The sequence below is a fragment of the Clostridium sp. UBA7339 genome, from assembly GCF_002470865.1.
GTDB lineage: Bacteria > Bacillota > Clostridia > Clostridiales > Clostridiaceae > Clostridium_J > Clostridium_J sulfidigenes.
The window spans coordinates 1,422,715-1,436,226 of the sequence record NZ_DKPI01000006.1 but is presented as its reverse complement, the minus strand read 5'-3'; the positions used below and the strand labels follow the sequence as shown (position 1 = coordinate 1,436,226).

At 28.0% G+C, this 13,512-nt stretch carries 15 protein-coding genes and 2 tRNA genes; 14 read left to right on the top strand and 3 right to left on the bottom strand.

From position 1 onward, the window contains the following. The first annotated feature begins 27 nt into the window (after window positions 1-27). Window positions 28-103: transfer RNA gene (locus B2S02_RS10275), tRNA-Phe, on the top strand. 4 nt (window positions 104-107) lie between these two features. Then, window positions 108-181: transfer RNA gene (locus B2S02_RS10270), tRNA-Cys, on the top strand. 125 nt (window positions 182-306) lie between these two features. On the opposite strand, the gene B2S02_RS10265 is transcribed toward B2S02_RS10270, so the two are convergent. Then, window positions 307-1,467 carry a hypothetical protein gene (locus tag B2S02_RS10265; protein ID WP_346846911.1) on the bottom strand — a complete coding sequence of 387 codons (1,161 nt, stop codon included), beginning with the start codon at window positions 1,465-1,467 and terminating at the stop codon, window positions 307-309. A 468-nt stretch (window positions 1,468-1,935) separates the two neighbouring features. On the opposite strand from B2S02_RS10265, the gene B2S02_RS10260 reads away from it, so the two are divergent. From B2S02_RS10260 to B2S02_RS10225, 8 genes are all read left to right on the top strand, one after another. Further along, window positions 1,936-2,142: a sigma factor G inhibitor Gin gene (locus B2S02_RS10260; protein ID WP_035130775.1), complete on the top strand. Its 207-nt coding sequence runs from the start codon at window positions 1,936-1,938 to the stop codon at window positions 2,140-2,142. Continuing rightward, entirely contained in the window at window positions 2,124-3,560 is a 1,437-nt protein-coding gene (locus tag B2S02_RS10255) for an aminotransferase class I/II-fold pyridoxal phosphate-dependent enzyme (protein ID WP_346846912.1), read from the top strand. Before B2S02_RS10260 ends, B2S02_RS10255 begins: the two co-directional genes overlap by 19 nt. Before the next feature lie 41 nt (window positions 3,561-3,601). Further along, complete coding sequence (gene tmk / locus B2S02_RS10250) at window positions 3,602-4,228, top strand: dTMP kinase (RefSeq protein WP_346846913.1); 627 nt, start codon at window positions 3,602-3,604, stop codon at window positions 4,226-4,228. Window positions 4,229-4,248: 20 nt separating this feature from the next. Next, window positions 4,249-4,578: a cyclic-di-AMP receptor gene (locus tag B2S02_RS10245; protein ID WP_035130781.1), complete on the top strand. Its 330-nt coding sequence runs from the start codon at window positions 4,249-4,251 to the stop codon at window positions 4,576-4,578. Between the two features lie 70 nt (window positions 4,579-4,648). Beyond that, the gene (locus B2S02_RS10240) at window positions 4,649-5,584 is read left to right on the top strand and encodes a DNA polymerase III subunit delta' (RefSeq protein WP_346880625.1); all 936 of its coding nucleotides are present in this window, start codon (window positions 4,649-4,651) and stop codon (window positions 5,582-5,584) included. Window positions 5,585-5,586: 2 nt separating this feature from the next. Next, window positions 5,587-6,495 carry a stage 0 sporulation family protein gene (locus tag B2S02_RS10235; protein WP_346846915.1) on the top strand — a complete coding sequence of 303 codons (909 nt, stop codon included), beginning with the start codon at window positions 5,587-5,589 and terminating at the stop codon, window positions 6,493-6,495. A gap of 10 nt (window positions 6,496-6,505) precedes the next feature. After that, window positions 6,506-6,709 (top strand): heavy-metal-associated domain-containing protein, encoded by a 204-nt coding sequence (locus B2S02_RS10230; RefSeq protein ID WP_346846916.1) that lies wholly within the window; start codon window positions 6,506-6,508, stop codon window positions 6,707-6,709. A 139-nt stretch (window positions 6,710-6,848) separates the two neighbouring features. After that, window positions 6,849-7,511, top strand: a complete 663-nt coding sequence (locus B2S02_RS10225; protein WP_346920669.1) for a LysM peptidoglycan-binding domain-containing protein — start codon at window positions 6,849-6,851, stop codon at window positions 7,509-7,511. Between the two features lie 113 nt (window positions 7,512-7,624). Here the strand turns inward: B2S02_RS10225 and B2S02_RS10220 are convergent, their stop codons facing one another. After that, window positions 7,625-8,284, bottom strand: a complete 660-nt coding sequence (locus B2S02_RS10220; RefSeq protein WP_346846918.1) for a type II toxin-antitoxin system VapC family toxin — start codon at window positions 8,282-8,284, stop codon at window positions 7,625-7,627. A 546-nt stretch (window positions 8,285-8,830) separates the two neighbouring features. Here B2S02_RS10220 and B2S02_RS10215 point away from each other — a divergent pair. From B2S02_RS10215 to B2S02_RS10205, 3 genes are all read left to right on the top strand, one after another. Beyond that, complete coding sequence (locus B2S02_RS10215) at window positions 8,831-9,577, top strand: tRNA1(Val) (adenine(37)-N6)-methyltransferase (RefSeq protein WP_346846919.1); 747 nt, start codon at window positions 8,831-8,833, stop codon at window positions 9,575-9,577. 30 nt (window positions 9,578-9,607) lie between these two features. Beyond that, the gene (gene rsmI, locus B2S02_RS10210) at window positions 9,608-10,450 is read left to right on the top strand and encodes a 16S rRNA (cytidine(1402)-2'-O)-methyltransferase (protein WP_346846920.1); all 843 of its coding nucleotides are present in this window, start codon (window positions 9,608-9,610) and stop codon (window positions 10,448-10,450) included. A 184-nt stretch (window positions 10,451-10,634) separates the two neighbouring features. Then, window positions 10,635-11,759 (top strand): C40 family peptidase, encoded by a 1,125-nt coding sequence (locus B2S02_RS10205; protein WP_346877486.1) that lies wholly within the window; start codon window positions 10,635-10,637, stop codon window positions 11,757-11,759. A 126-nt stretch (window positions 11,760-11,885) separates the two neighbouring features. Here the strand turns inward: B2S02_RS10205 and B2S02_RS10200 are convergent, their stop codons facing one another. Next, a complete protein-coding gene (locus B2S02_RS10200; protein WP_035130802.1) occupies window positions 11,886-12,131 on the bottom strand; it encodes an AbrB/MazE/SpoVT family DNA-binding domain-containing protein in 246 nt (81 codons plus the stop codon). A gap of 719 nt (window positions 12,132-12,850) precedes the next feature. Here B2S02_RS10200 and B2S02_RS10195 point away from each other — a divergent pair. Beyond that, window positions 12,851-13,483, top strand: a complete 633-nt coding sequence (locus B2S02_RS10195) for a DUF1836 domain-containing protein (protein WP_346891870.1) — start codon at window positions 12,851-12,853, stop codon at window positions 13,481-13,483. Window positions 13,484-13,512: the final 29 nt, after the last annotated feature.

Below are 13,512 nucleotides of genomic sequence, written 5' to 3'. Positions count from 1 at the left end.
AGGGTAGGTTGTTGCCAGGTCAGGTGTGGCTCGATAGCTCAGTCGGTAGAGCAGAGGACTGAAAATCCTCGTGTCGCTGGTTCGATTCCTGCTCGAGCCACCAGTTTGGCGCTATAGCCAAGTGGTAAGGCAGAGGCCTGCAAAGCCTTTATCCCCAGTTCAAATCTGGGTGGCGCCTCCAAAAAGACTTGTAAACATATTGTTTACAAGTCTTTTTATTTACTTATTAAATCATAGTATATCATTATTAGATTTAGTATATAAATTTTTATATAGTATGTTACATAAGAATTCACTTTTATTCCATTATAAAGTTTTAGAAATGTTTTTAGAGAGAGAGGTAGTGCTTTCATAGATTAAATCTTTGCGTTCAATTAAATCTATAGAAGTTAAAATTAAGGCTTCAATAGCTTTCCATATATTACATTTAGCATATTCTGTTAATGTTAAATCCATAAACTGTTTTGATGGACAGTGAATTGATGGATCACTTACTATTGATATAGACGGATATATAGTAGGCGTAGTATGACTTACAGTACCAATTCCTAAGGGATATAGCATTTTTTTCCCGTAGTTCATTTCAATTAATCCAGTTTCTTTTAAGTTATTTTCAAATAATTTATTTACTATTTTATTATCTAAAAGTTCTTTGCAAGGAAGCTCAATTAGCTTAATAGAGCAATCTATATTTATGATATCTTCTATGCATTTAATATAGCTTCTTATATTTTCTTCGATTTTATGACATAACTTATGATCTTTTGATTTAATTTCAAATTTAACCTTAGCAGATGAAGGATATTCAACTAATGCATTATCACAGGTAAGATTTAAATGATCCATATAACATTCTTTTGAGATGTTTTTAACTAACTCGTTTATAAAGTGTACCGTATGTAGACAAACATCTAATGAACTTTGGTTAGCATTATCATTAGAAACAAGTAAATTATTATAATCAAGCTGTAAGGTTGTGCATGCTTGAGAAGTATTATTAATAGATGTTATATTATCCACATGAGGAGCAAAAATTACACTACAATTTTCAAATACATTTTCTTTTGTCATTATAATTTCTGAACCATTGGAGTATTTCCCTGGACATCCGATTACTAGAATAGAACCTCCTATTTTGTCAATGACAGAAGATAAACCTATGGCTGCACCTAAAGACATAGTAGCATTGGCATTATTACCAAAAACATGACCATCATCACTTCCACTACTATATTTACATATAAAACATATCTCAGGATGGCTGTGTCCAATTCTGGCACGAAATGAAGTTGGAATATTTATGAAATTTTTTTCAATATTAAAATTATATTTTTGTAAAAGTTTTATAATGTAATCTGATGATTTATATTCATTAAAACAGTTTTCACTATTTTCATATAAAAATTTATTAATATCTAGGATTTCAGATCTTATAGTAGATAAAAAACTTAGAACATTTTGTTTCAATTGTAACCCTCCCTACAATTTTATAGATACTAATATTATCAATATCTGACCTTATGTAATTAGTATGTGCACATATATCTATATTATCCAGTAACAAATTTATAGATAAATAGTATTTTAATAGTATCTATATTTGTAATAAGTTTTTTATTAAATGTATTTATGAATACAAGAAAATTAGACAATTTATGTAGATTAATAGATATATGGGTTTATTAATTTATTAACATTATACTTGATGTTATTTAAGGTAGAAAAAGTATGAATTATAAGATGAAATTTTTTTTTTGGACAAAATAAAAAAAAGGATTTCATGAATAAAATATATTATAAGGGGCGATAATTAAGACAGTCTTAACATGGATAAAACTTAGAAGGATTACTCTATTTTAACTAAGTTGACTTATTCAAAGACAATATAATAATAGACTAACAAGTTCTATTGGATAAATTTTGAGGGGGAAAAATATGAATAAGGAATGTATTATATGCAGAAAGCCTCTAGATAATGGTATACTTATATATGGACGAAGAATTTGTGAGAACTGTGAAAGAAGATTATTAACAATAGAAACTAGTACAGATTTTTATGAATTTTATAAGAACTGTATTAAAAAGAATATAGTTCAACTTATACCAAGAGGAGTGAGTGATAAGTGCCAAGATTACCGATAGTAGATGCACTATTGAAATATAAAAAAGAAGAAAATAGCTATTTTGCTATGCCTGGACATAAAATGGGAAAAGCATATGAAGATACAAAAGAAGGAAAGATTTTATTAGATAATTTCATTAACTTTGATATTACTGAGGTAGAGGGTTTAGATAATCTTCATAATCCTACAGGCATAATAAAAGAAGGACAAGAACAACTTGCTAATTACTATGGGAGTAAAAAATCTTACTTTTTAGTTAATGGAAGTACATCAGGAAACATGATTATGATATTTGCTACATTTAAAGAAGGCGAAAAAATAATCGTAGAAAGAAACTGTCATAGATCAGTATTCAATAGTATAATATTACGTAAGTTAAAGCCTATATATGTTATGAATGAGGTAAATGAAAAATATGATGCTCCTTTTTCTATTAATAAGAAGCATCTATTTAAATTAATAAAGGAAAATCAAGATGCTAGGGGAATATTATTAACATACCCTAATTATTATGGCATATGTACAGAGTTAGATGAAATAGTAAAAGAAGCCAAGAAATATAATATGAAGGTATTAATAGATTGTGCTCATGGAGCACATTTGGGAGTTATAGATGAATTGCCTGATAATCCGCTTAAGCTAGGTTGCGATATGGTTGTTCAAAGTGCTCATAAAACATTACCAAGCTTAACACAAACATCATTTTTACACGTTAATTGTGATGATCTTTTAGATGAGGTTAACTTCTATACTAGCATGTTTTTGACAACGAGTCCTTCATATTTATTTCTTGCCAGCATGGATTATAGTAGATATTATTTACAGAAGTATGGAAGTAAGGATTACAGTATATTAATTAATTTATGTGAGGAATATAGAAAAAAAATAAATCACATTGATTTTTATCATATAATAGATGAGCATGATATAATTAAGAAAAGTTCATCAACTAGAAATAAGGTATATATAGATAAAACTAGATATGTTATAAATGTACCTAAAGGATTTAGTGGACATCTATTACTAGATTATTTAAAAGTTAATAAGATTCAATGTGAAATGAGTGACTCAAGAAATGTAGTATTGATTTTTGCTACTTCAAACACCAGAGATGATTTTGATAAACTTTATAGAATACTAAAAGAGTGCAATAAGGATACTTTAGTAGATGAATATGTAAAGCCTATGCAGTATGAAATTCCACTAATAGATAAATTACCATGGGAAACTCTAAATATGAAAAAAGTTGAGTGTAGTATTAAAGATTCCGTAAATAAAGTGTGCGGACAAGCTATTGTCCCATATCCACCTGGGGTACCACTAATAATGCCAGGAGAGATTATTACGAAAGATATTATTGATATAATAGGATATTATATAGATAATAATGTTACATTATTAGGAGTGAAGGAAAATAACTTAATTATAATAAAATAGCAAAGAAACTATAGGAAAAGATAAGTTTGGAGGTAAGTTTTTTGAATAAAGGGTTATTAATAGCATTAGAAGGTCCAGATGGTAGTGGAAAATCTACACAAATAGAATTATTAGAAAAATATTTTGTAGATAAGGGTATTGAAGTTATAAGAACGAGAGAACCTGGAGGAACTAAAATTAGCGAAAAAATTAGGGCGGTAATTTTAGATAATGCTAACCAAGAAATGGATAACATGTGTGAGGCTTTACTATATGCTGCGGCGAGAGCTCAGCTTATAAAAGAGGTAATAAAGCCTGCAATTGCTGAAGGGAAGGTAGTCTTATGTGATAGATTTGTATATTCATCTATAGTTTATCAAGGAATTGCTAGAGATTTGGGAATAGACACTGTCAAATCTATAAATGATTGTGCTTTAGGTGGACTTGAAGCGGATTTAGTATTTATGATAAGTATTCCATATGATAAAGGAATTGGAAGAAAGAAAAATCAACGGGAATTAGATAGACTTGAGAATGTTGGTATGGATTTTCATAAAAAAGTTTTTGAAGGATATTCAAAAATTAGTAGTATTTATGATAAAATAGAATTAATAAATGGAGACGACTCTATAGAAAATATTTATAGGAACATAGTAAATAGAGTTGAATCCTATATAGAGCATAAATAAATATTTAGGAGGGGTATTATATGAAATTAATAATTGCGATAGTTCAAGATGACGATGCTATGGATTTAATCGATATCTTAACAGAGAATGGGTTAAGGGTTACAAAGCTTGCAACTACAGGTGGATTTTTAAAAGCTGGAAATACCACATTAATGATAGGTGTAGAGGTAGAGAAAGTTGATACTGTTTTAGGATATATAGAAGAAATCTGCAAAGTTAGAAAACAACTTATATCATCACCTTCTCCGGTTGCTGGATCTACAGGAGTATATGTTCCGTATCCTGTAGAGGTAAATATAGGTGGTGCTACTATATTTGTTGTTGATGTAGATAAGTTTTTAAGAGTATAATATATTTAAGTAAAATAATGTACAATAGGTTAAACTTATTGTACATTATTTATTATATAGGAAGGAGCAAATGAGTATGATAGGTCATGAAAATATAAAAAATAGCTTAATTGAAGCAATTAATAATAATAAATTTACTCATGCTCATATACTAGTTGGAGAAAAAGGTATAGGGAAAAGTGTCTTAGCTAAATTTATAGCATCAAGGCTCTTAGGAATAGATGAAGTAAGAGAACATGTAGATATAATTAATTGGTCTTTAGATAAGGGAAAAGCATCCATAGGAGTGAATACTATTAGGACTATTATAGAAGAATGTAATAAGAAACCTTTTGAGAGGGATAGAAAGGTTATTATCATAGACAACGGTGATAAGATTACATTTCAAGCACAAAATGCATTTTTAAAGACTATAGAAGAACCACCAGCTAATGTTTATATATTTATATTATGTGAAGAATTAGAAAGCATGTTGGATACAATTAAATCCAGGTGTGGCATACATAAACTAAAACCACTATCAAAGGAAGAGATGATTTTATTTCTTAAGAATAGATATACAGGAATTGAAGAAAATAAGATGTTAGTGGCTATTTCTTTTGCAAAAGGAATACCAGGAAAAGCAGAGAGTTTAATAGAAAATGAGGATTTTAGTTTAATAAGAAATACAATTTTTGAACTTATATATAAAATTAAGGATAAAGATTATGAAACTTCTTTATTATATGAAAAGTTTTTTAGTGATTATAAAAATATGGAAGAGGATATTTTAGATGTAATTATAACCATAATAAGAGATATAATTATTTATAAAGAAGTTGGAGATGAAGAGATTATAATAAATATTGATAAAATATCCGATATTAAAGATTTAGTTAATATATTTTCATTAAGTAAATTAAATGGTATGATTAAAGTTGTAGATGATACAAGAAAAACTTTAAAAAATAATGTAAACTCGTCATTGGCATTTATAACGATGGTTTTGAGAATGCAGGAGGTTTAAATATGATAACAGTAATAGGAGTAAGATTTAAAAAGGCAGGTAAGATATATTATTTTAATCCTGGTGATTTGGATATAAAAAAAGGTGACTTTGTAGTTGTTGAAACCGCAAGAGGAATTGAGTTTGGTGAGTGTGTAGTTGGAATGAAAGAGCTCAGAGAAGGTGAAATTGTAGCTCCTTTAAAGAATGTGATAAGGAAAGCTTTAGAGGAAGATATAAATGCAAATAAAACTAATAAAGAAAAGGAAGAAGAAGCTTTTAAGATATGTCTTGAGAAAATAAAGGCCCATGATTTAACTATGAAGCTTATAGATGTAGAATATACTTTTGACAATAATAAAGTAATATTCTATTTTACAGCAGATGGTAGAGTAGATTTCAGAGAATTAGTTAAAGATCTGGCATCAATTTTTAGAACTAGAATAGAATTAAGACAAATTGGTGTTAGGGATGAAGCTAAGATGACTGGAGGTCTTGGACCTTGTGGAAGAAGTTTATGTTGCTCTACATTTTTAGGTGAATTTGCCCCAGTATCAATAAAAATGGCAAAGGAACAAAACCTATCTTTAAACCCTACTAAAATATCAGGAATATGTGGAAGACTTATGTGTTGTTTAAATTATGAGCAAGAAACATATGAAGGGATAAGAAAAAGATTACCTAAGGTAGGTTCTATAGTAGATACATGCTATGGAAAAGGAGAAGTAGTTTCTAATAGTGTAGTTAAAGAGGCGGTAAAAGTAAAAGTAAACATAAAAGATGGTGAAGATGATATTAAAGTAGTTAGTATAAATGATTTAACATTAATATCTGGTAGCTATGAAGATATAATTAATGAAATTGATTTAAAGGAATTAGAAAATCAAGCTGAAGACCCTACACTAATTAAAGAGCTATTTAAAGAAAATTAGGAGGAAGGATATGAAGACTACACTTAAAGTTTGTGATATGGTTACAAGTAAAGATGTTACAAGAGTTAAGAATGCCATATCCGCCAATGAAGGGGTTATAGCCTGTGGAATACACAAAGTTAAAAAAGAAGTAGAAATTGTTTATGACAATTATTTTATAAACATAGAGGATATAATTGAATCCATAGAGAATAGTGGTTATACAGTTATATAAGTACTCAGAATCCTTGTAGATATAAAGCTACAAGGATTTTTTTTGCATAAAAATAAACAAAATTAATTAAACATGTATATTTTATATAAATTTGTTAATTATTTAAATAGTAGTATTAAAATATAGAGAGGTGTTAATTATGAAATTTAAAAAACAAATAATAATAGCTATAAGCTGTGCAATTGTTTTGGGTGGAATATTTTTTTCTGTAAGCTATATAGGAAATAAAGATCAAAATAAAGAAACTAGTAACAAACCAGCTACAACAACTAACTCAAAGACTAATGAAGCTATAAATGAAAATAAAGAGAATACTGATAGCACAAAGGGCAATGATAAAACTACACTAGGACAAGAAGATAAAAAAGATACAGGTATGGAAGAAGTAAAAGAAGGATACTATACAGTAAAAGCTAATGATACACTTTATAGTATAGCTAGAACTTACATGCCAAGCTCTGACCCAAATGAAGTAGTAGCAGAAATATTAACAAGAAATAATATGAATAAAGATGATACTATTTCATCAGGACAAAAACTTATTATATCTTATGAAACTTCATTGGTAACAGGAGAAAAAAAATCAGACCAAAAATCAGAAGAGGTAGCTTCAGCTAATGCAGCAGAACATACTGATCACATTAAGTATGCTGTTAAATCAGGCGATACATTATTTAGCATATCTAAGGAGTATTTATCCAATATGGATATAATGGATGGAATTGAATTAATTAAAGCACATAATAACCTAAATGAGGATACAATAAAAGTTGAAGACACTTTATGTATACCTAATAAATAATATACGAATAAATTAACTTTAGATTAAGGAGATATCTGAAGTAATACCATAGCCTATAAAACAGTTTTAAGGTTTTATAGGCTGAAATATAGCCATGTAGAAATACTACATGGCTATATTTTTAATATTTTAACAGAATCACAATTGGCATAAACAAAGTCACTATCTAGAGTTAATAAATAATGTATATTATGACATATACAAGTAGCTATATGTGTAGCATCATTTATAGACAATAGGTTTTTAATCATTATTTCTTTAGTCTTACTCATACAGAGCTTATTTATTTCAACATATTCGTATTTAACGGTGTTTTCAAGTTGATTGTGCATGGTTACAGCAGTTTTATAATAAATACTTAGCAGATCTCTTTTAGAACTGTTTTTAGATAGGTTATCAAAATACTTTTTATAGGGAATTTCTCTTAGCTTATCTATTCTTTTATCCTTTATAATTTTTCTATCATATTTACTAAAGGATGATAGAATTTGTTTTATATTTGTTTGAGAATTAAAGGCGCTTTCTTTATCAATTTTGTGACGTATATCTATCATAAATATTTTATACATAATTTGATTTAAAACTTCAGCAGAAATTATATTTGTAACTAAAAGTTTGCACTGGTTATTGAGTAATATTCTGAATACTTCTATACATTCAGTATGTTTTATATCATCATCATAAACTAAACTTAACAAAAATGATGCATCTAACAATATAGAAGTACTTGATTGAAAATCTATTGATGAAAATGGGTAAAATAATATTTCCATAATGCAAACCTTTCTTAATTGATTATACTGAATGATTATTGTATTATATTAAATTAAACCATTAGTTATTACTGCTACTTAAGTAATAAGTTAAATATAATTGTATATTCCTATTAATGTTGGTAATAATATAAACAGAGTTCTTAGCTTCTTCGAAGCTCTAGAAATCGTTATCCAGGGACGTAGCAGCTCTTTACTCCCACTTTGAAAAAGATGGGCGTATTAGAGCTGGTAGTCATCGGATAAATGACAAATTAAATCATAAATATAAACCCTAAATGCAATATGTTTTATTTAGTATATATTATTTATAAAATACTAGAAAAAACATATTGCATCCCCCTATATTATAGTATGTAAAAATAAAAAGATTTCCCCTTGATAGTTAAATATTTATAACTACTCAAGGGGATTTTGTAATTTTAAGAATAAATTTTTGGATAATTAGTAGTTATTTTATAGATATTATGGATAAGATGAAAAACATAGCAACTTATTATATAATAAGATATGTGTAATCTGGGTATTAGAAAGGAATTTTATATTATGAGTTTAATAAACATAGATGAAACGTTAGATGACTTACAATTAAAGGGTATTCATATCATACAAAAAAAAGAGGGATTTAGATTTGGAGTTGATGCAGTACTTTTAGCCAATTTTTCTAAGGTAAAAAAAAATGCAACTGTTATTGACTTGTGTAGTGGAACAGGAATAATTCCACTTATAATTAAAGGTAAGAGTCAATGTGGAGTAATAAAGGGTGTAGAGATACAAGGAGAGTTTGCTGAAATGGCAAATAGAACTGCTATGTATAATAATTTTAGTGATGAGATTAAGTTCATAGAAGGGGATTTAAAGGATAAGGAACTTTTAAAATCATTAGGTAGAGTAGATATAGTTACTGTAAATCCACCATATAAGTTATATAGCTCTGGTATACTCAATGACAGTGATAAGAATGCCATTGCTAGACATGAGGTATGCTGCACATTAGAAGATGTTATAATCGCAGCTAGGACGTTATTAAAGGATAATGGTAAACTTTTTATGGTACATAGACCAGATAGAATAGTAGATATATTTACTCTTATGAGAAAGTATAAAATAGAACCAAAGAGAATAAGATTTATTCATCCTAAACCAGGAAAGGCACCTAATATATTATTAGTAGAAGGACAAAGGGATGGGGGAGCATTCTTAAAAATAGAAGATCCATTATATGTACATATGGAGGATGATTCTTATTCAGAGGAAATTAAAGCAATGTATAATTCACAATGGTTAGATTAATAAGACAAAGGATAGAAGAGGTGAGTAAAAGTGAGTGGTAAATTATATTTAATACCTACTCCAATAGGAAATCTAAAAGATATAACTCTTAGGGCCCTTGAAACTTTAAAAAGTGTAGATATAATTGCATGTGAAGATACAAGACAGAGTTTAAAGCTTTTAAATCATTTTAACATAAGAAAAACATTGATAAGTTATCATAAACATAATGAGAACGGGAAAAGTGAGGACATAATAAATAGATTAATAGAAGGCAAAAATATAGCTATAATAAGCGATGCAGGGACTCCAGGAATTTCAGATCCAGGTGCTATTATAGTGAAAAGATGTATTGAAGAAAATATAGAATTTGAAGTGTATCCTGGAGCAACAGCAATTACTACTGCGCTAGTTTATTCTGGACTAAATACAGATAAATTTTTATTTGTAGGATTTTTATCTAGAGAAAATAAGGATAGAAAAGAGGTTATAGAGGGGTTAGCAGATAGGCAAGAAACTTTAATATTCTATGAGGCGCCACATAGATTAGAATCCACTTTAAATTTCTTAAAAGATAACTTAGGTAATAGAAATATTGCAATATGCAAGGAGCTTACGAAACTTCATGAAACTATATTAAGGGGAACATTAGAAGAGTGTATAGACCATTATAAAGAAAATAAGCCTAAGGGTGAATATGTACTAGTGTTAGAAGGAAAAAGTAAGACTGAGATTATGGAAGAAATGAAATCTAAGTGGGTAGATATGAGTATTGAGGAGCATATAAAAGATTATATAAATCAAGGATTAAATAAAAAAGAAGCAATAAAAAAAGTTGCGAAGGAAAGAAACCTACACAAATCAGAGGTATATAAGTTTGGAATTCATATATAAACAAAAGCATTTTGAAAAGTTTTTAAAATTAGAAGGAATATGATAATTTATATTGAATATATTTACTGTATATCTATTAAAAAATAGATGGTTGTCTCATTTTTTTTCTAAATTACTTGAGATAACAATCATTATAGTGTTATAATGGTAAATGAGATTTATAAATGAGGGGGAGGGAATTTTTTTGAATAAGAAGAGTATATCATTAGTACTTGCTTTAGCATTGTCTATTTCTTGTGTTGGAACTAGTGCATTTGCAGATCCGAATAGTGATAGATCAACATATGAGCAAAAGTTGGAAGAAAACAAAAACAACTATAAAAGTGCTCAAGAGCAAGTCGATGAGATAGAAGCTTCAATACAGTCAGTAAATTCTCAGATGGAAGATATATCTATAGGTATAGAAGAGTTGAATGCTGAAATTCTTGAAGCAGAAGGCAAAATTGAAGAGAGCAACAAGAGGGTACAAGCTACTGAAAGTGATATAAAAGAACAAAATGAAATGTTTAGTGAGAGAATGAGAGCGATGTACATTAATGGTATGGATAGTTATGTTGAGGCGCTTTTAAACTCAAAGAGTATATCAGATTTCATGTGTAGATTAAATAACATAAATATAATGATAGGCTCTGATAAAGAAATTGTTAGTAGTTTAAATGAAAAAATAGAAACTATTGAAAAAGAGAAAAAAGTAGTTCAAGATGAAAAAGTAAAGCTAGATGCATTACAAGAAGAAAACAATAAAAAATTAGCTCAATTAGAAGAAAAAAGAGCAGAACATAAAAAGGCTTTAGCTAAAGCGGAAGCTAATAGAGACTTATTTGACGCAGCTGTGAAGGAAAATGAAGCTCAATTAGAAGAGACTAAGAGACAAATAACGCAGTATGTTAGTAATGGTAGTACTAGTTCTAATAGACCTAGTAGGGGAGGCAGTGGTGATTCAAATGTGATAGCACCTCCAAATGCTTCAGGAAGCTCTATAGTTGGCTATGCATATAAATTTTTAGGAGTTCCATACCAATGGGGTGGAAATGGTCCTAATACTTTTGATTGTTCAGGCTTAACTAGATATGTATATGCTGCCAATGGAATAAATCTTCCTAGAGTAGCACAGGATCAAATGAATAAAGGAACGCCAGTTTCTAATCCTCAACCAGGAGATTTGGTATTCTTTGGTTCAGGTGGATATGCGTACCATGTTGGTATATATGTAGGTAATAATTCTTACCTTCATGCTCCTCAAGATAATGAGGTTGTAAAGATATCGCCTATGAGTAGACACGATTATATAGGGGCAAGAAGATATTAATTTCTTAAGATAAGATCAGTAATTTAATTGCTGGTCTTTTATTTTAGGTTGGGTAGATAGATTTATATAGTATATACGATATAAATAATAAAAACGTTACTTAGAAATAAGTAACGTTTTTATTGTTTATTGTTGATTCTTTAATTCATTTAGACATTTTTGACAGATGTTTTTAGATTTATAGTTAACCACATCACGAGCATCTCCACAGAAGATGCATGCAGGTTCATATTTCTTTAATATAACTTGCTCACCATCTACGTATATTTCAAGAGCGTCCTTAACGTCAATATCTAAAGTCCTTCTCAACTCTACTGGGATAACTATTCTCCCTAACTCGTCTACTTTTCTTACAACACCAGTTGATTTCATAATAAATTCCTCCTATATTTTTGATTATGTAATCAAATAAAATTTAGTTAGCAGATATTATATTTAATACCATATAATAACTATAATACAAGAAAAATCATAAGTCAATAAAAAATGATAAAAAAAATAAATTTATTACAGTATATGCCATTAATATATAATCTATTATAGTAGTATTAATCACATAATAAGGAAAAGATGAATAATTTAACTTATAATTTAATATTTTAACATAAAGATGCTTATTTTCAATACTATTTTATTTAGTTTGCGAATTGATTCTACAAAAAATATCAAAATTTGAAGGAGGTACAGTCATATTATTCAGTGTTCTAGACAGAAAATAAAAAATATTATGCACAACCCATCTGTGGATAATGTGGATAATATATAAAAACTTCTAAAGTTAATGGAATTATAGGAATTATCATGTATATATTAATCAACAGCTGATGTTGATATTATTTATAATAATATGTTAGTAAAATGTGATTATTGTTAATAATATTGATATGCGCTTATATTTGAATGAATAATTTATATTAATTTCATAATCCATGAATAAATAATTCGACTTTTATTTTATAAGATATTTGTAAATATAGACATTATCTTTTATAATTAATATGAAGTAGTGTACAAAAATTTACATTATCATATATTTAACTAGTATTAAGGCAAGAATATGTTAAATATTAAAAAGGTTATTAAAGTGAGGGATGAAAATGAATGATAGAGAAAGAGTTAATGGGAATATTTTCCAAGAGGTGGTATCTAAATTTTCGGAGATGATAGGTGAGAATACTGAAAAAAGTATAATACAGTATGATGAATTACCACAGTATGATTTATTCTTATCACAAGTTAAAGATTATCTTAACGATAAGTTTAAGCACGATAAATTTACTAATAGCATACTTCAAAATTATATAAAGAGCGAAGTTATTTCTAAGCCAGAAGATGGTAAAAAAAGAGGATATACTAAACTGCATTTAGCTCAATTGGTTTTATTAGGATATATGAGGCCGATTTTGACAACAGATGAAATAAAAAGTGTATTTAGATTAGCTTTTAATGATATAAATAATAGAGAGGATGATATTCTTTCATGGGAAGATACCTTTAAATTATTTAGTGATTTACAGCAAAAGAATATAGAATTATTTTTTAGTGGAGAAGAGAAGGATTTAGAAGAAATAATTAGAAGACACTTAGAAAAGTATAAGTTTAATAATGAAGATAAAGAAAGAATATTAATATTCTTATTAGTTATGATTTTAGTAGCTCATGCAAGTAATATAAAAAAACTAGTTACTACGTTAGTTGAAGAATTTGGAGATAAATATAAGTAAAATATTATATGGATCAAAGAATAAAAATA